The sequence below is a fragment of the Puerhibacterium puerhi genome (assembly GCF_009846865.1).
In the GTDB taxonomy this organism is placed as follows: Bacteria; Actinomycetota; Actinomycetes; order Actinomycetales; family Cellulomonadaceae; genus Puerhibacterium; species Puerhibacterium puerhi.
Genome location: NZ_WUWN01000001.1, coordinates 93,662 through 111,126, shown reverse-complemented (window position 1 = coordinate 111,126; position 17,465 = coordinate 93,662). Strand labels below are relative to the sequence as shown.

Here is a 17,465-nt window from a genome sequence, read left to right as displayed (position 1 = left end):
CGCTCCCCATCCCCCGGACGAGACGCGCCGCAGGCCTCCGGCTATCCTCGTCCCGGCGCGACGTGGCAGGGCGGCGCCGCACCGGGGGAAGGGACGCCCCACGAGGGCACGGGGGACATTCGTGAGCCTGAGGGGCATGCTCGGCGAGAAGCGGCGCGCCGTCGCGTCGACGACGGTCGTGACGGTCGCGGCGACCCTGGTGGTCGCCGCGGTCACGTACGACGGCGAGGCCACGGCCGACGTCGCCCTCAACGACTCGGGCGTGTGGGTCACCAAGACGTCGGCCGGCCTCCTCGGCCGGTTCAACGCCGAGGCGCAGGCCCTCGACGGCACGCTGCTGGCGGGCAGCTCGACCTTCGACGTCCAGCAGGACGCCCAGCGCGTGCTGCTCACCGACCCCGGAACGTCCTCGGCCTCCCCGGTGGACCCGGCGCACCTCGAGCTCGGCGGCACGCTGCGCGCCCCGTCCGGCGCGCAGGTCGCCTCGGGCGGCGCGACGACGGCCGTCCTCGACGCGAAGGACGGGAAGCTCTGGGTGCTGCCGTTCGCCTCGGCGACCAGCTTCGACCCCGAGGAGACGGAGCCGGTCCGGGCGTTCGAGGGCGCCGGCGCGCTCGCCGTCACGCGCGACGGCACCGTCCTGGCCGCGCTGCCGCACGAGGGCGTGCTGGTCGAGGTGCCGACCACCGCCAACGGGGTGGCCGAGGAGCCGCGCGAGCGCGAGCTGGACGTCGCCCCCGGCGCCGAGGTGGAGGTCACCGCCGTCGGCGACGAGGCGGTGGTGCTCGACCGCTCGGCCGGCCGGCTCGTCCTGCCCGGCGGCGACGCCGTCGACCTCCCTGACCCGGGTGAGGCGCGTCTGCAGCAGCCGTCCGCGGCGTCCGACGTCGTCCTCGTGGCCACGACCTCCGGCCTGGTGAGCCAGCCGCTCGACGGCGGCGACGCGCGGGTGCGCCCCGCGTCCGGACTGCCGGGCGCGCCGGTGCAGCTCGGGGGGTGCAGCTACGGCGCCTGGGCCCAGTCGGGCCAGGTGGTCCGCGACTGCGCGGGCACCGACCTCGACGTCGACCGGACCCTCGAGGGGCTCGGCACGGAATCCCGGCTCGAGTACCGCGTCAACCGCGACGTCATCGTGCTCAACGACCTGTCGGCGGGCACCGTCTGGCTGGCCGCGGAGGAGTACCAGAAGGTCGACGACTGGGACCAGCAGATCCCCGAGGACGCCGAGGGCGAGGAGACCGAGTCCGAGGAGACGACCCCGGAGCAGGTCGACCAGGTCGTGGCCGACCGCACGCAGCCCAACCGGCCGCCGCGGCCCCAGGACGACGCGATGGGCGCGCGGCCCGGCCGCACCACGGTGCTGCCGGTGCTCGCCAACGACGTCGACCCGGACGGCGACGTCATCACCGCGGAGGTGGTCGAGCCGCCGGCGCTCGAGGGCGTCGAGGTGCAGCGGATCATGGGCGGCGCGGCGCTGCAGGCTGTCGTCGCCGAGGGCGTGGAGGGGGTCGCCACGTTCCGCTACGCCGTCTCCGACGGCCGCGGCGGGGTGGCCGAGGCGCAGGTGACCCTGACGGTCGCGCCGACGCAGCAGAACTCGGCGCCGGAGCAGACCGGGGAGCCGGTGCTCAAGATCGCCAAGGGCGGCACCGCGTCGATCGACGTGCTGCCGTACTTCCTGGACCCCGACGGCGACGACCTCGTGCTGGCGAGCGCCGACGCCACCGCGGCGGGCGACGAGGTGCGCTCCCGGCCGGACGGCACGGTGGAGATGCGCGACGCCGGCACGTCCACCGGCCGCAAGATCGTCGACCTCACCGTCTCCGACGGCCTTGGCCTGGTGGCCGAGGGGCGCCTGCTCGTGGACGTCGTGGCCGCCCCGGAGCCGCCGATCGCCGTCAACGACCACGTCACCGTGGTGGCCGGCCAGCCCGTCACGGTCGAGCCCCTGCGCAACGACACCGACCCCAACGGTGACACGCTGCGCCTGGTGGGCGTCGCGGACGCCGCGCCCGCGGAGATCACGCCGAACCTCGACGCCGGCACGTTCGGCTTCGTCTCGACCGAGCCCGGCTCGTACGACGTCACCTACCAGGTGAGCGACGGCCCCTCGGCGACCACCGGCCTGGTGCGGGTGGACGTCACCGAGCCGCCGGCGCAGGACGAGGGCGTGCCCGTGGTCGTGGCCGACCAGGCGCTGCTGCCGACCGGCGGCTCGACGCTCGTCGACGTCCTGGCCAACGACACCGACCCCGCGGGCGGCGTCCTGGTGGTCCAGTCCGTCGACGTGCCGGCGGACGCCGGCGTGAGCGTGGCCGTGCTCGCGCACGACGTGCTGCGGGTGACCGAGGTGCGCCGCCTCGACGGGCCCGTGACGGTCCGCTACACCGTCTCCAACGGCAGCCGCTCGGCCACCGGCGAGGTCCGGGTCGTGCCCGTGCCCGCGCCGGACCGGCTGCAGCCGCCGGACGCCGCGCCGGACGAGGTCACGGTGCACGCCGGCGACGTCGTGACGATCCCCGTGCTGCGGAACGACTCGCACCCGGACGGCCTGGAGCTGTCGCTGGCGCCCGAGCTCGGCGAGACGCCCGACCCCACGCTCGGCGAGGCGTTCGTGGCCGAGGACGTGGTGCGGTTCAAGGCCGGGAGCCAGGGCGGCACCGCCTACCTGGTCTACGAGGTCACCGACCCCAACGGCCAGAAGGACTCCGCCCAGGTCACCGTGCACGTGCGAGAGGGCGAGGAGAACAGCGCGCCGCGGCCGCCGGACGCCGAGCTGCGGCTGCTCGCCGGCTCCGCCGCCCGCGTGGACCTCTCGCTCGACGGCGTGGACCCCGACGGCGACTCCGTCACGCTCACCGGCGTGGCCACGGCGCCCGCCAAGGGCACCGCCCGCATCGTCGACGGCTTCCTGGAGTACCAGGCGGGTGCCACGTCCTTCGGCACCGACACCTTCACCTACGCGGTGCAGGACGCCCGCGGCGCCACCGCGACCGGCACCGTCCGCGTCGGCATCGCCCGCGCCGCCGACGGCAACCGGCCCCCGGACCCGGTCGACGACGAGGTCACGGTGCGCCCCGACCGCACCGTGGCGGTCCCCGCGCTGCGGAACGACTCCGACCCCGACGGCGACCTCGTGAGCCTCGTGGCGGACGGGCTGGAGGGCGCGGTGGAGCTGCACGGCGAGGTGGTCGACGACCGCGTCGTCGTCACCACGCCGAAGGCCGATGCGGTCGACGCCTTCTACTACACGGTCGAGGACCCGCACGGGGCCCGGGCCGGCGCCGCGATCACCGTGACCACCAGCAGCGACGCCCCGCTGCTGCGGCCCGTGGCCCGCGACGACGTCGTCACGCTGGAGCAGGCGTACGGCAACCCGACCGTGAGCGTGGACGTGCTCGCCAACGACGAGGACCCGGACGGTACCGCCGACGCGCTGACCGTGTCGGTCGACGACGAGCGGGTCACCGTGGCCGAGGACGGCACGCTGGAGGTGCCCGTCACGGACCGGCGCCAGATCGTCACCTACACGGTCACCGACCGCGACGGGCTCGAGGCCCACGCGTTCGTGCACGTGCCCGCCGTGCCGGGCGGCAACCGCCCGCTGCCGGTCATCGCGCCCGGCCCGCCGCTCGAGGTGGTGGCCGGCGAGCCGCTGACCCTCGACCTGACCGAGATCGTCACGGTCGCCGAGGGGCGCGAGGCCCGGATCACGGAGGAGCGCAGCGTCAAGGGCGTCGAGGGCAGGGCCGAGGTCACCGGTCCGCAGCAGATCGTCTTCACCGCGCCCGAGGACTACGCCGGGCCGGCGTCGGTGACGTTCGAGGCGACCGACGGCTCCGGCCCCGACGACCCGGAGGGCAACGTCGCTCTGCTCACGCAGCCGATCACCGTGCTGCCGGTGCAGAACATGCCGCCGGAGTTCGTCGGCGCCACGCTGCAGGTCTCCGCCGGCGAGGAGGCCACGCTCGACCTGTCGCGGGCGGCCACCGACCCGGACGGCGACGACCTGGTCTTCGCCGTCGACGGCGCCGGCAGCGGGATCACCGCCGCGATCGAGGGGTCCGTGCTGCGCGTGCAGGCGGAGGCCAGCGTGCCCAGGGGGACGGCCGTGCCGGTGACCGTCAGCGTGCGCGACGGCGAGAACCCGCCCGTGACGGGCCGGGTGCAGGCCGAGGTCGTCGCCTCGACGCGCCCGCTCGCGCGCGCCAACCCCGACCGCGTGGACGACGCCCACCAGGGCGAGCCCACCACCGTGCCGGTGCTCGCGAACGACACCAACCCGTTCCCGGAGACGCCGCTCGAGCTCGTCTCCGCGGTCGTCGAGACCGGGCGCGCGGACGCGCCCCGGATCTCGGGCGACGACGTCGTCGTGACGCCCGCCGCCGACTTCGTCGGGGTCATGGTGGTGCGCTACCGCGTGCAGGACGCCACGGGCGACCCCGACCGTCAGGTCGAGGGGCGCGCGCAGGTGACCGTGCTGGGCCGGCCGGAGGCGCCCCGCGCCCCGCAGGTGCAGGAGGTGCGGTCGCGCACCGTGGTGCTCACCTGGGACCCGCCGGCCGACAACGGCACGCCGATCACCGGGTACACGGTGCGCACGAACGACGGGCACGCGCAGGAGTGCGCCACCACCACGTGCACCATCACGGGCCTGACGAACGACGTGACCTACACGTTCACGGTGACGGCCACCAACGACGTGGGGGAGTCCGACCCGTCGCCCGCCTCCGAGGAGGCGCGGCCCGACGAGCGGCCCGACCCGCCGGCGCCGCCGACGCTCGAGTTCGGCGACCGGAGCCTCACCGTGACGTGGACGAACAGGACCTACACGGACCGCTCGCCGATCCAGTGCGTCAACCTGGAGATCTCGCCCGCGCCGAGCTCGGGCGCCATCCAGAAGACCTGCCTGGCGGGCGGGTCGGTGACCTGGACGGGCCTGACCAACGGCGTCGCCTACAAGGTGCGCGCGCAGGCGGTCAACGCCGCCCCGGAGCCGTCGGAGTGGGGCGACTACTCCGCCGAGGAGGTCCCCGCCGGCGTGCCGGTCACCCCGGCCGCGCCCACCGCGACCCGCGTCAGCACCGCCCTGGGCGGCCAGGTGCAGGTCTCCTGGCCCGCGCCGGACGGCAACGGCGACGCGCCGTCGGCCTACCGGCTGGAGGTCCTCGCCGGCGGGGGCGTGGCACGCACGCTCACCGTGGCGGGCACCTCGCAGACCGTCCAGGACCTCGACCCGGCGACGACCTACGCCTTCCGGGTGTCGGCGCAGAACAAGGCCGGCTGGTCCGAGGTCGGCCCGCAGTCGGCCGCCGTGGTGCCGTACGGCAAGCCGGCGGTGCCGGGCGGCATCGCGGCGTCGCTCATCGACGGGGACACGTCGGGCAAGGCCCGCGTCACGTGGGACGCCATCGCCGGCTCGGCGTTCTACGGGCCCGGCGGGTTCTACGAGGTCCGGGCCGACGGCGCCGGTGCGCGGCAGGCCACCTCGCCGTACACCTACGACGGGCTGAGCAACGGCACCGCCCACTCGTTCCAGGTGCGCGCCTGCAACGCGTACGACTGCTCGGACTGGTCCGGCGCCTCCAACGCGGTCACGCCGTACACGACCCCGGGCTCACCGGGCGTGACGTGGCACCAGAGCGGGACCAACGGCGGCTACTTCACGGTGACCCGGCCCAACAGCGACGGCGGCAACGCGATCACCAGCGTCCAGTGGCAGTACAGCGGCTCAGCCGGCGGGAACGGCACGAACGGCGGCTTCCCGTTCGACGTCGGGGTGCCGGCCGGCTACGACCGCAGCTACACCCTCGAGGCACGCGCGTGCAACGCCGCCGGGTGCGGGCCGTGGGGCCGCGCGAACGGCAACACCGCGCCGAAGCCGCAGCCGTCGTTCACCGTCGGCCGAGGCAGCCCCACCTTCTCGGGCACGTGCACGGACCCTTCCTGCGCCTCCCTCACCCTGACGATCCGCGACGCCCAGCCGAACGCCGCGTTCAGCTACATGTGCCAGGCCTCGAACGGCGCCATCGGCACGAGCCGGCAGACGAGGATGCGCGACGGCACCGTGGCGCGCACGGACGGTAACGGGAACTTCGGGCCTCTGGAGGCGTGGTGCCACTACGGCTACAAGGGCAAAGAAGTCTGGATCGAGACAGACATCGGCACGACCAACCGCATGATCTGGTGACGACCGGGCCCCGTCCGGCACCTGCTCCACCCACGACCGAACACGAAGGAAGAGACACGACCCGATGAGCACCATGACCCCGGAGCAGGCCGCCTGGTTCGCCCAGACCTTCGACCGGCTGGTCGGCAACGTGGGCCAGGCGGTCCTCGGCAAGGCGCACGTGGTGCGCCTGACGCTGACCTGCATGCTGGCCGAGGGGCACATGCTCCTGGAGGACGCGCCGGGCACCGGCAAGACGATGCTGGCGCGCTCGCTGGCCGCGAGCGTGCACGGCACGAACAACCGCATCCAGTTCACCCCGGACCTGCTGCCGTCCGACGTCACGGGCGTGACGATCTACGACCAGCAGTCCGGCCGGTTCGACTTCCACCAGGGCCCGGTGTTCGCCTCGATCGTGCTCGCCGACGAGATCAACCGCGCCTCGCCGAAGACGCAGTCGGCGCTGCTGGAGGTCATGGAGGAGGGCCGGGTCACGGTCGACGGCGTGCCGCACCCGGTGGGCCGCCCGTTCATGGTCATCGCGACGCAGAACCCCATCGAGCAGGCGGGCACCTACCGGCTGCCCGAGGCGCAGCTCGACCGCTTCCTCATGAAGACGTCGGTCGGCTACCCGGACCACGCCTCGACGGTGGAGATCCTCTCGGGCGCCGCGGTGCGCGACCGCAGCGCGGGCCTGCAGCCGCTGGTCACCACCCAGGCCGTCGTCGAGATGTCCGAGCTGGCCGCGACCACGCACGTGGACCCCGCGGTGCTGGAGTACGTCTCGCGCCTGACCGAGGAGACCCGCGAGGCGCCCGAGGTGCGGGTCGGCGTGTCCGTGCGCGGCGCGCTCGCGCTGGTGCGCTGCGCCAAGGTGTGGGCTGCCGCGCACGGGCGCAACTACGTGCTGCCCGACGACGTCAAGGAGCTCGTCCAGCCGGTGTGGGCGCACCGCATCACGCTCGACCCCGAGGCCGAGTTCGCGGGGGCCACCGCGGCGCAGGTGCTGGACCGCATCCTCACCACCGTGGCAGCCCCGCAGGAGAAGGCCCACGCATGACGCAGGGCAGGACCGGGCGGGCCGCCGCCGCCCGCGGGGCAGCGCGCGGCGCGTGGCGCGCCGCCGGGCGGGCCGTGCGTCCGGCGCTGGAGCGGGTCGACGCCGCCGCCCGGCGCGTCGGCGAGGCGGCCCGTCCCGTCGTGGGCCCGGTGGCCTCGGCGGTGAGCCCCTACGGCTGGGCGGTGCTGCTGGCCGCCGCGGTGGCCTGGGCGCTCGGGCTGGCGTTCTCCTGGCTCGAGCTGCTGGTGGTCGCGGTGCTGCTCACGGTGGCGCTGCTCGCCGCCGTCGGGTTCGTGCTGGGGCGCTTCCGCTACACCGTCGGGCTCGACCTCGCCCAGCGCCGCGTCACCGTCGGCGACCGCGCCGTGGGCCGTCTCGACGTGCGCAACGAGTCGTCGCGGGCGCTGCTGCCGTCGGTCATGGAGGTGCCCGTCGGCACCGGCGCCGCCGCGTTCCCGGTGCCGCGCCTGGCCGCCGGCGCCGCCCACGAGGAGATCTTCACCGTCCCCACCCGCCGCCGCTCGGTCATCACGGTCGGCCCGGTGCGCTCCGTGCGCGCCGACCCGCTGGGGCTGCTGCGCCGGGAGGTGCGCCTGACCGACCGCGAGGAGCTGTTCGTCCACCCGGTCGTCAAGAGCCTCGCCGGGTCCTCGACGGGCTTCCTCAAGGACCTCGAGGGCCGCGTCACGCAGGACATCTCCAACTCCGACGTGTCGTTCCACGCCCTGCGCGACTACGTGCCCGGCGACGACCGCCGGCACATCCACTGGAAGACCACCGCCCGCACCGGCCAGCTCATGGTCCGCCAGTTCGAGGAGACCCGCCGGTCCCACCTCGCGGTGCTGCTCTCCACGCGCGCGGAGGACTACGCCGGCGACGACGAGTTCGAGCTCGCCGTGAGCGTCTGCGGCTCGCTGGGGCTGCAGGCGATCCGCGAGGACCGCGGCGTCACCGTGCTGGTCAACGACGGCCGCCTGCGCGGCGACGACCGCACGCGCCTGCTCGACGACCTCGCGCGCGTCGAGGCGGTGCCCTCGAGCACCCGGCTCGTCGACGTCGCACGCGTCGCTGGCGCCACGGTGGGGGACGCGTCCGTCGTGGCCTTCGTCGTCGGCAGCGGCGTCGGCGCGCGCGAGCTGCGGGCCGCCTCGGCCCGCCTGCCCCAGGAGGTGCACGTCATGGCGCTGCAGTGCGTGCCCGGCGCGGCGATGAGCCGCGACACCGTCGCGGAGCTGACGGTGCTCACCCTCGGCAGCCTCGGCGAGCTGCCCCTGGCCATGCGGAGGCTGAGCGACGCATGAGCGACCGCACCAGCTCCCCGACCCCCGCGCCGGAGTCGACCGCCGGGGCGACCGGCACGAGCACGAGCACCGGCACCGGCACCCGCGCCTCGCGCCGGCTGCGCCCGTCGGACCGCACGGGCTCCACCACCCGGCGCGGTGCGACCACGCGCTCCGCCGGCGACGCGGCGCCCCGCGCCGTCACCCCGGCGGGCGCCGGCGACGGCCTGGCGCTGCTGCTCCTGCTCGGCACGGTCGTCGTCGGCTTCGGTCCCGTGTGGGGCACGACCGGCTACCTGCGCCCCGCGGTCGGCGGCGCGCTGCTCGGCCTGCTCGTCGCCTGGCTCGGCGCCTGGCGCCGCTGGCCCCTCCTGCCCGTGGCGGCGGCCACCGTCGCCGCCTACCTGCTGCTCGGCGGCGCGCTCGCGCTGCCGGGCACCACGGTCGGCGGCGTGCTGCCCACCCTGGGCACGGTCCGCGAGCTCGCGCTCGGCTCCGTGCACGGGTGGAAGGAGTTCGTCACCACGGTGCCGCCGCTGCACTCCTTCCCGGACCTCGCGGTGGTGCCGTTCTGCGTGCTCTACCTCGTCGCCGTCGTGGCCGGCACCGTCGCGTGGCGCGCCCGGCTGGCGGCGTTCGCGCTGCTGCCCGTGGCGGCCGGCCTGGTGGCCACGATCCTGCTCGGCACCGTCGAGCCCGCGCTGCCGGTGGTCCAGGGCCTGGTGGCCGGCGTCGTCGGCCTGCTGTGGGGCGCGCTGCGGGTGATCGAGGCCCGCGTGGGCAGCCACTCGGTGCTCACCGACTCGAGCCGCGAGGCGAGCCGCCGCCTGCGCTGGTACCGCCTGCGCACCGGCGCCACGATCCTCGGCGTCGGCGCGGTCGCAGCGGCGCTCGTCGCACCCGTGCTGCTGCCGGCCGCGCCCCGCACGGTCGTGCGCGACGTCATCACGCCGCCGCTCGACCTGCACGAGTTCGTCAGCCCGCTCGTGGGCTTCCGCAAGTTCGCCAAGGAGCAGCGCGAGGACGAGCTGCTGCGCGTCGAGGGGCTGCCCGCCGGGGCGCGGCTGCGGCTGGCCACGCTCGACACCTACGACGGCGTCGTCTACGACGCCTCGAGCGACCAGCCCGGCTCGGGCGTCTACACCCGCGCGGGCGAGGAGATCGCCACGGCGGACACCACGCCGAGCCGCGAGCTCGAGGTCGAGGTGCTCGGCTACGCCGGCGTGTGGGTGCCGGACGCCGGCAGCCTCACCGGCATCACGTGGACCGGCGACCGCGTCGATCAGCTCGCCGACTCGACGTACTACAACGTCACCACGCGCACCGCGCTGGTCACGGCCGGGCTGCGGCCGGGCGACGGCTACCGCCTGCGCGCCCAGGTCGCGCCGCCGCCCACCGAGGAGGACCTGCGGTCCGGCGAGATCGTGGAGGACACGCCGCTGCCCCCGCTGCCGGAGGACGCCGTGCCGGGCTCGGTCGCCGCCAAGGCCGCGCAGTTCATGGGGGAGGAGACCGACCCGGTCGAGCGGCTGTTCGCGCTGCGCGACGGGCTCGTGGCCTCGGGCATCTTCTCCAGCGGACTGGAGGACCAGGCGCCGTCGCGGCCCGGGCACTCGGCCGACCGCGTCGACTCGCTGCTCGCGGACGACGAGATGGTGGGCGACGACGAGCAGTTCGCCGTCGCGCTCGCCCTCATGGCGCAGCAGGCGGGCATCCCGGCCCGGGTGGTGATGGGCTTCTACGCCGACCCGGAGACCGACACCCGCAAGGACGGCGAGAGCTACACGGTCACCGGCGCCGACGTCCACGCCTGGGTCGAGGTGCCGTTCGAGGGCTACGGCTGGGCGCCGATCGACGCGATCCCGGACGAGGACAACAAGATCCAGCCCGAGCTTAAGAGCGAGGAGGTCCCCAAGCCCCCGGTGCTCGAGGACCCCGAGCCGCCGGAGGAGCCGGCCGACGCCGTGCCCGGCGACGTCCAGGACGAGGACGACGAGGAGCAGGACACCGAGGGCTTCGACTGGGGCCTGGCCGCGCGCATCGCCGCGGCCGTGCTGATCCCGCTGGCGGTGCTGCTGGCGCCGGTGCTGCTGATCCTGGCGCTCAAGGCGCGCCGGCGGCTGGTCCGCCGCACCGCGGGCCGGCCGTCCGACCGCGTGGCGGGCGGCTGGCGCGAGGTGCTCGACGCCGCCACGGACCTCGGCGCGGCGGTGCCGCAGGGCGCGACGCGCCGCGAGGCCGCCGGCGTGCTGGTCGCCACGCTCGAGGCGCCGGAGACGGTGCCGCTGGCCCACCGGGCCGACGCCACGGTGTTCGGCGCCGCCGAGCCCACGGCCCAGGAGGTCGAGGCGTACTGGGCCGAGGTCGAGGCGCTGCTCGGCGGCCTGCACGCCCGCGTCCCCCGGCGGCAGCGGTGGCGCGCGCGCCTGTCGCTGCGCTCCCTGCGCGGTGCCCGCGGGTGGGCGGCGCTGCGCGACCTGGTGCGACGCAAGCCGTCCGGCGGCCCGGGGCAGCCCGGGACCGACGGCGAGACGAAGGGAGAGGCATGAGCGTGTGCGACGTCTGCGGGTCGCCGCAGGCCGCGCCGGGGCCGTTCTGCACGGTCTGCGGCACGCCGCGCGGCGACGGTGCCGCGCGGGGGGCGGAGCACCCGGTCGGGACGACGACGGAGCCGGAGCTCGTCGCCGCCACCCGCCGGGGGACGCCCCCGGCCGAGGAGGCGCCGGCGCCGCTCGCCGGCGTGGGCCGGCGGTTCGCGGTCGCGGTGCTGGACGCCCTGGCCGCGTCGGTGCCGCCGTGGCTGGTCCTCGTGGTCGGGACGGCAGTGACGGGCGACGGCCTGGCCGCGGCGACGACGCCGGCGGGCGCGGCCGACCTGCTCGCCGCCCTGGCCGGCTGGTACCTCGGTGCCGGGCTCCTGTCCCTGGCGCTCTGGCTCGGGCTGTGCGCATGGGAGGGGCGCACGGGCGCTGCCGTGGGCGGGCGCGTGCTCGGCGTGCGCACGGTGGACCAGGACTCCCGCCGGCCGATCGGGTTCGGCCGCGCGGTGCTGCGCTCGCTGGTCGTGGGCCTCGGGTCCCTGGTGCTCGGCCTCGGCTGGGTCTTGGTGCTCCTGAGCCCGTTGTTCGACGCCGGCGGCCGGCTGCAGGGCTGGCACGACAGGGCGGCGCGGTCCGTCGTCGTGCGCGCCGCGGGCCGGGAGCCACGCCCGGCGGCCGCCCGGCCGGCCGCCGCCCGACCGGCTGCCGCAGCGCCGGCCGACCCGTGGGCGTTCCCCGTCGGGGCGCCGCCCGCGGACGGCATCGTCACCGGCGTGCCGGGCGGGTCCGCGACGCCGGCCCCCGCGCCGTCTGCCGCCGCGGCCGCGACGCCCGCGCACCCGGGGCCCGCGCAGCTTGGGCCCGCGCAGCCGGAGCCCGAGGAGGAGGGGTGGGACGCGACGCGGCTGTCCGCCCCGGCGGCCGCCGGCGTGCCCGACGGCGGGGCGCGGCTCACGGCGGCGCCCGTGCGCCCCGTGCCGCTCGAGCTGCCCACCGGCGCGGTGCACGTCGTCGCCGGGCCCACGCTCGTCGGACGTGACCCGCAGGCCGCCGACGGCGGCTGGGCGCTGCTGCCGCTCGACGACCCGCGGCGGTCGGTCTCCAAGACCCACGCGGAGCTCGGCGTCGACCACGGTGGGTTGTGGGTCAGCGACCGCGGCTCGACCAACGGCACTGTCGTCTCGGCGCCCGGGGCGCCGCCGCGCGTCGTCGAGCCGGGCGCCCGGGTGCGGGTGCCGGCGGGCGCGTCGATCCACCTCGGGGAGTACCGCGTGACCGCGCGGGAGGCGAGCCCGACGGGGGAGGCACGGGTGGGGGAAGCATGAGCGGCGCCGAGGGGGTCGTCCTGGCGTGGGGCGCGGCGACGCACCGCGGGGCGCGTCGCACGCTCAACGAGGACCGCTACCTCGTGACGCCGTCGCTCTTCCTGGTCGCCGACGGCATGGGCGGGCACGACGCCGGCGAGGTCGCCAGCACCACGGCCGTCGACGTGCTCGGCGGGCTCGGCGCGCGGGGTCCCGTGGGCCGCGACGACGTCGCGCAGGTGCTCGCCGCGGCGCACGAGCGCGTGCGGGCCATCGCGACGCAGCCCGGCCGCGGCGCGGGCACGACCGTCTCGGGCGTCGTGCTCACCGAGGTCGACGGGGTGCCGCAGTGGCTCGTGGTCAACCTCGGCGACTCGCGCACCTACCTGATGACCCGCGGCCGGCTCGAGCAGGTCAGCGTGGACCACTCCGAGGTCCAGGAGATGGTGGACGCCGGGATGATCACGCGCGCCGAGGCGATGACGCACCCGCGCCGGCACGTCGTCACCCGCGCCCTCGGGTCCCTCGACGCCCCGCAGCCCGACCTCTGGTTCGTGCCCGTCGAGTCCCACGACCGGGTGCTCGTCTGCTCCGACGGCCTGACCAGCGAGCTCACCGACGAGCGGGTCGCGCACGTGCTGCGCGAGACGCCCGACGCGCAGGCCGCCGCGGACCGCCTGGTGGCCGAGGCCCTCGCCGCGGGCGGCCGGGATAACATCACCGTCGTCGTCGTGGACGCCGTCGCGCTGTCCCAGGCGCCCGGGGGCGGGCTGCCCGGCGACGACGCGGACGAGGACACGCGTCCTCGCGCGGCCGCGGTCGGGGCCGGCCGGTGAGGCCGCGCGGTCCGGACGGGCGGCACGTCGAAGGAGGGGACCGAGACATGGGTGTGCGCTACGCCGCCGGGGCGGGTCGCGCCGTCGTGCGGGGCGACGTCGTCGTCGCGCTGCGGCAGCCGCCGGAGCCCGGCGTGCTGGACCGCCTGTGGGAGGCGCTCGACCCCGCGCAGGACGCCGAGCCGGGCGTCGTCGACGCCCTGCACGTGCTCACGGACGGCGTGGGCGGGATGCACCGCGTGCCGCCGTTCGCGGTGGCCGTGCTCCGGGCCGGCGACGCCCACGTCCTGGTGCGCGGCGCCTGCGCCGTCGAGCTCGAGACGCTCGACGGCGGCGCCGTGACCGTCGACGGCGTGGGCGTGGCCACGTGGTCCGAACGGACGGTGCCCGGCGTGGCCGGGCTCACCGTGCGGGTCGACGGCGGCACCGGGCTGCTGCCGGTGCAGGGCACGTGGCCGCTGGCCGGCGGCGTCGTCGCGGCGGGCGCCGTGGGCGTGCGCCCGGCCCTCCCGGCCGGCTCGGCCGCCGTCGGCGAGCCGGCGGCGGTGCCCGAGGAAGCCACCGTGCTCGCCGCGCGGCCCGCGGCGGGCGCCGAGGCCTCGCCCGACACCCTGCTGCCCGAGCACAGCACCATCGGTGGCACCGTCGGCACCGTCGCGCCCGCCGCGGCCCTGCCCGACGCCACGGCCCTGCCCGACGCCGCGGCCGCCGTCGGGACGCCGGCGGACGACCCCGTCGAGGAGACCTACGGGCACCTGTGGGGGCAGACCGTGATGCGCGGCGTGGAGGCCGCGGCCGTGCGCCCCGAGGAGTCCGAGGATCCCGGCGAGCCCGACGACGCGGACGGGGCAGCGCACGCCGCGCCGTCCGCGCCGTCGTTCGCCCCGCCGGCCGCGCCCGAGCCGGATCCCACCACTGTCGCCCCGCCCGTCGACCCCCCGGGGGCTGCTCCCGTCCCCGCTGCGCCCGCGCCGGCCGCGCCCGCCGGCCTGCCCGAGCCGCCGCCCGGCGTCCTCGCGGGCGTCCCGAAGGTCTGGGACGCCTCGCCGGTGGCGCCGCCCGCCCCTGCTCCTGCTCCTGCCCCTGCCCCTGCCCCGGCCACCGCGCCGCCGGCACCGCGGCCACCGGTGGACGACCTCGACCACGACGGCAACACGGTGCTGTCCTCGGCCGTCGCCGGCCTGCGCGGCGCCGCCGTGCCGGCCCCGCCCGGCGCGGCCGGCACGGACGCCGCCGCGCCGCCGGAGCCCGCCGCCGGTCCGCAGATCCTGGCGCGCACCTGCCCGCAGGGGCACGCCAACCCGCCGTCGTGGGAACGGTGCCGTACCTGCGGCGCGGAGCTGACCGGGGACGCCGCCCTCGCACCCCGTCCGCGGCTGGGCCGGATGCGCACCTCCGGCGGCGAGGTCGTCGAGCTCGACCGCACCGTCGTCGTCGGCCGCCGGCCGCGGGGCCCGCGCACCGCTGGTGGCGACGCGGCCCGGCTGGTCACGGTGGACAGCCCCAGCCAGGACATCTCCCGCTCCCACGTGGAGGTGCGGCTCGAGGGCTGGCACGTGCTGGTCAGCGACATGGCCACCACGAACGGCACCACGCTCGTGCGGCCGGGTCAGCCGCCGCAGCGCCTGCACCCCGGCGAGGGCGTGCTCGTCGTCGACGGCGACGTCGTGGACCTCGGCGACGGCGTGACCCTGACCTTCGAGGAGATCTGGTGAGCAGCAAGCGGCCGCCGTCCGCCCCGCCGCGCATCGAGGGCTTCGAGTACGTCTCGCTCGTCGGGTCCGGCGGGTTCTCCGACGTCTTCCTGTACCAGCAGCAGCGCCCGCGCCGCCGGGTGGCGGTCAAGGTGCTGCTCAGCGAGCGCACCGCCTCCCAGCGTGCCGCGTTCGACGCCGAGGCCGACCTCATGGCGACGCTGTCGACGCACCCGTCGATCGTCACCATGTACGAGGCGTCCATCGCCGAGGACGGGCGCCCGTACCTGGCGATGGAGTACTGCTCGCGCCCCAACCTCGGCTCGCGCTACCGCACGGAGCGGTTCTCGGTCGCCGAGGCTTTGCGGGTGGCCGTGCAGATCGCCGGCGCGGTGGAGACGGCGCACCGCGCCGGGATCCTGCACCGCGACATCAAGCCGGCCAACATCCTCGTCACCGACTACGGCCACCCGGTGCTCACCGACTTCGGCATCTCGTCCACGCTCGACGACGCGCGCGCGGCCGAGGGCATGTCGATCCCGTGGTCGCCGCCCGAGTCGTTCGGCGACCCGCCGGTCTCCGGGGTGGCCACTGACGTGTGGGCCCTCGCGGCGACCCTCTACACGCTGCTCGCGGGCCGCTCGCCGTTCGAGGTCCCCGGCGGCCCCAACGGCAGCGCCGACCTCGTCGCGCGCATCGAGCGCGCGCCGCTGCAGCCCACGGGGCGCGACGACGTACCGGCCTCGCTCGAGCGCGTGCTCGCCACGGCGATGGCCAAGCGACCCGAGTCGCGCTACCCGTCGGTGCTGGCGCTCGCCCGCGCCCTGCAGCACGTGCAGACCGAGCTGCGGCTCGCCGTGACCCCGATCGACCTGCTCGACGACTCCGGCGAGGTCGCGGAGGAGGAGCCCGACGACGAGCCCGGCACCCGCCTGCGCAGCGTCACCTCGATCGACCCGGCGGCGGCGCCGGTCGCGCCGCGGCCCGCGAGCACCCCGGCGTGGTCGCCGCAGGCCGAGGCGAGCGAGGCGACGGCGCTGCGCGAGGTCCGCGCCGTCGGTGACGACGCCGTGGCGGACAGCACCATGCTGCGCGCCGCGGCGCCGGACGATGCCGCGGCGCCCACGGCCGAGCCCGGTTCGGCGCGCCGGGGCCTCGGGATCGTCGTCGGCGTCGCCGTCGCCCTGGTGGCGGTCGCCGGCGTGCTGTGGGGCGTGCTCGGCGGGGGTGACGAGGAGCCGGCTGCCGACGCCGTGGCGCGGCAGACGGAGTCGCCCACCGGACCGCCGCGCGACAACATCGGCTCGCTCGTGCCCGCCGTGCGCGGCCTCGAGGGCACGGTGGCGGGCGACCGTGCGACGTTCACGTGGCAGCCGCCCACCGACTCCCAGGACGGCGACCGCTACGCGTGGCGCGTGCTGAGCCTGACCGAGGAGAACCTCTACCAGCCCATCGAGGGCACCACCGTCACCGTGCCGCTGTCGCCGGACGGGCAGACCTGCGTCGAGGTCGTGGTGGTGCGCTCCGGCAAGCAGTCCGCCAGCCCCCAGGATGCGTGCGTCTCATGACCCAGCCCAGCACGGCCGACGCCCCGGCCGCGACCCCCGTCCCCGCGGCGCCTGGCGGCCGCCTCGCCGTCGAGTTCTGCGGGGAGTGGTTCTACCCGGACCCGGACGGTGCGCCCTTCGAGGTGGGCCGCGACGGCGACCTGGCGATCGACGACAACCCGTACCTGCACCGGCGGTTCCTGCAGTTCACCCACGAGGGCGGCATCTGGTGGCTCGCCAACGTCGGGTCGCTGCTGTCGGCCACGGTGTGCGACGCCGGCGGGGGCGTGCAGTCGTGGGTCTCGCCCGGCAACCGGCTGCCCGTCGTCTTCCCGGCCACCCAGGTGGTGTTCACCGCCGGTCCCACCACCTACGAGATCGGCGTGACGCTCGAGGGTGCGCCGTACCACCAGGTGCAGGCCGTGGACGAGGAGGACGGCGGCGCGACGACGATCGGGATGATCCCGTTCACCCGCAGCCAGCGCCAGCTCATCGTCGCGCTCGCGGAACCGCTGCTGCGCCGCGACGGCACGAGCCTGGCCCAGATCCCGTCGTCGGCGTCCGCCGCGGCGCGCCTGGGGTGGACGACCACCCGGTTCAACCGCAAGCTCGACAACGTCTGCGAGAAGCTCGACCGCATCGGCGTGCAGGGGCTGCGTGGCGGGCCCGGGTCGCTGGCCACCAACCGGCGCGCCCGGCTCGTCGAGTACGCCGTCGCCTCGCGACTGGTCACCGGCGCGGACCTGCCGCTGCTCGACGAGCCCGGCGAGGGCGACGAGTGAGCGCCGGTCCCACGCCCGGCCGCGTGCTCGTCGCCTGGCCGGTCGCGGCCGCGGCGGTCGTGCTCGTCGTCGCCGTCGCGCTCGAGGTGCTGCTCCACGGGGCCGGGACGGGGAGCTTCGCCGACCCGTACCGGGCGGCCGGCCGCGCGCTGACCGCCGGGAGCACCTGGGCGGCCGTCGGGCTCGCCGCCGGGGCGGGCCTCGGCGTCGGAGCGGTCCACGCGGTCGTCCTGCGGCGCCGCGGCTGACCCGC

10 protein-coding genes are annotated in these 17,465 nt (G+C 76.5%); all 10 read left to right on the top strand.

Going from position 1 to position 17,465, the window contains the following annotated elements; all coding sequences use genetic code 11:
- Positions 1–136 precede the first annotated feature (136 nt).
- Positions 137–6,190 (top strand): Ig-like domain-containing protein, encoded by a 6,054-nt coding sequence (locus GSF02_RS00575; RefSeq protein WP_201308715.1) that lies wholly within the window; start codon positions 137–139, stop codon positions 6,188–6,190.
- A gap of 64 nt (positions 6,191–6,254) precedes the next feature.
- Positions 6,255–7,229: an AAA family ATPase gene (locus tag GSF02_RS00570; protein ID WP_159791679.1), complete on the top strand. Its 975-nt coding sequence runs from the start codon at positions 6,255–6,257 to the stop codon at positions 7,227–7,229.
- Positions 7,226–8,530, top strand: a complete 1,305-nt coding sequence (locus GSF02_RS00565; protein WP_159791677.1) for a DUF58 domain-containing protein — start codon at positions 7,226–7,228, stop codon at positions 8,528–8,530. The genes GSF02_RS00570 and GSF02_RS00565 overlap by 4 nt, the downstream gene beginning before the upstream one ends.
- Positions 8,527–11,058 carry a transglutaminase-like domain-containing protein gene (locus GSF02_RS00560; protein ID WP_159791675.1) on the top strand — a complete coding sequence of 844 codons (2,532 nt, stop codon included), beginning with the start codon at positions 8,527–8,529 and terminating at the stop codon, positions 11,056–11,058. Before GSF02_RS00565 ends, GSF02_RS00560 begins: the two co-directional genes overlap by 4 nt.
- A complete protein-coding gene (locus GSF02_RS00555) occupies positions 11,055–12,374 on the top strand; it encodes an RDD family protein (protein ID WP_159791673.1) in 1,320 nt (439 codons plus the stop codon). Before GSF02_RS00560 ends, GSF02_RS00555 begins: the two co-directional genes overlap by 4 nt.
- A complete protein-coding gene (locus GSF02_RS00550) occupies positions 12,371–13,189 on the top strand; it encodes a PP2C family protein-serine/threonine phosphatase (RefSeq protein ID WP_159791671.1) in 819 nt (272 codons plus the stop codon). Before GSF02_RS00555 ends, GSF02_RS00550 begins: the two co-directional genes overlap by 4 nt.
- Before the next feature lie 47 nt (positions 13,190–13,236).
- Positions 13,237–14,904 (top strand): FHA domain-containing protein, encoded by a 1,668-nt coding sequence (locus GSF02_RS18670; protein ID WP_235915270.1) that lies wholly within the window; start codon positions 13,237–13,239, stop codon positions 14,902–14,904.
- Entirely contained in the window at positions 14,901–16,451 is a 1,551-nt protein-coding gene (locus GSF02_RS00540) for a serine/threonine-protein kinase (protein ID WP_159791669.1), read from the top strand. The genes GSF02_RS18670 and GSF02_RS00540 overlap by 4 nt, the downstream gene beginning before the upstream one ends.
- Entirely contained in the window at positions 16,448–17,212 is a 765-nt protein-coding gene (locus GSF02_RS00535; protein WP_159791667.1) for a hypothetical protein, read from the top strand. The genes GSF02_RS00540 and GSF02_RS00535 overlap by 4 nt, the downstream gene beginning before the upstream one ends.
- Positions 17,209–17,460: a hypothetical protein gene (locus GSF02_RS00530; protein ID WP_159791665.1), complete on the top strand. Its 252-nt coding sequence runs from the start codon at positions 17,209–17,211 to the stop codon at positions 17,458–17,460. Before GSF02_RS00535 ends, GSF02_RS00530 begins: the two co-directional genes overlap by 4 nt.
- Positions 17,461–17,465 lie beyond the last annotated feature (5 nt).

Bases quoted from the DNA above. Each gene is read 5' to 3' on its own strand.
- GSF02_RS00575 (WP_201308715.1), top strand. From the start codon at position 137: ATGCTCGGCGAGAAGCGGCGCGCCGTCGCGTCGACGACGGTCGTGACG.
- GSF02_RS00570 (WP_159791679.1), top strand. From the start codon at position 6,255: ATGAGCACCATGACCCCGGAGCAGGCCGCCTGGTTCGCCCAGACCTTC.
- GSF02_RS00565 (WP_159791677.1), top strand. From the start codon at position 7,226: ATGACGCAGGGCAGGACCGGGCGGGCCGCCGCCGCCCGCGGGGCAGCG.
- GSF02_RS00560 (WP_159791675.1), top strand. From the start codon at position 8,527: ATGAGCGACCGCACCAGCTCCCCGACCCCCGCGCCGGAGTCGACCGCC.
- GSF02_RS00555 (WP_159791673.1), top strand. From the start codon at position 11,055: ATGAGCGTGTGCGACGTCTGCGGGTCGCCGCAGGCCGCGCCGGGGCCG.
- GSF02_RS00550 (WP_159791671.1), top strand. From the start codon at position 12,371: ATGAGCGGCGCCGAGGGGGTCGTCCTGGCGTGGGGCGCGGCGACGCAC.
- GSF02_RS18670 (WP_235915270.1), top strand. From the start codon at position 13,237: ATGGGTGTGCGCTACGCCGCCGGGGCGGGTCGCGCCGTCGTGCGGGGC.
- GSF02_RS00535 (WP_159791667.1), top strand. From the start codon at position 16,448: ATGACCCAGCCCAGCACGGCCGACGCCCCGGCCGCGACCCCCGTCCCC.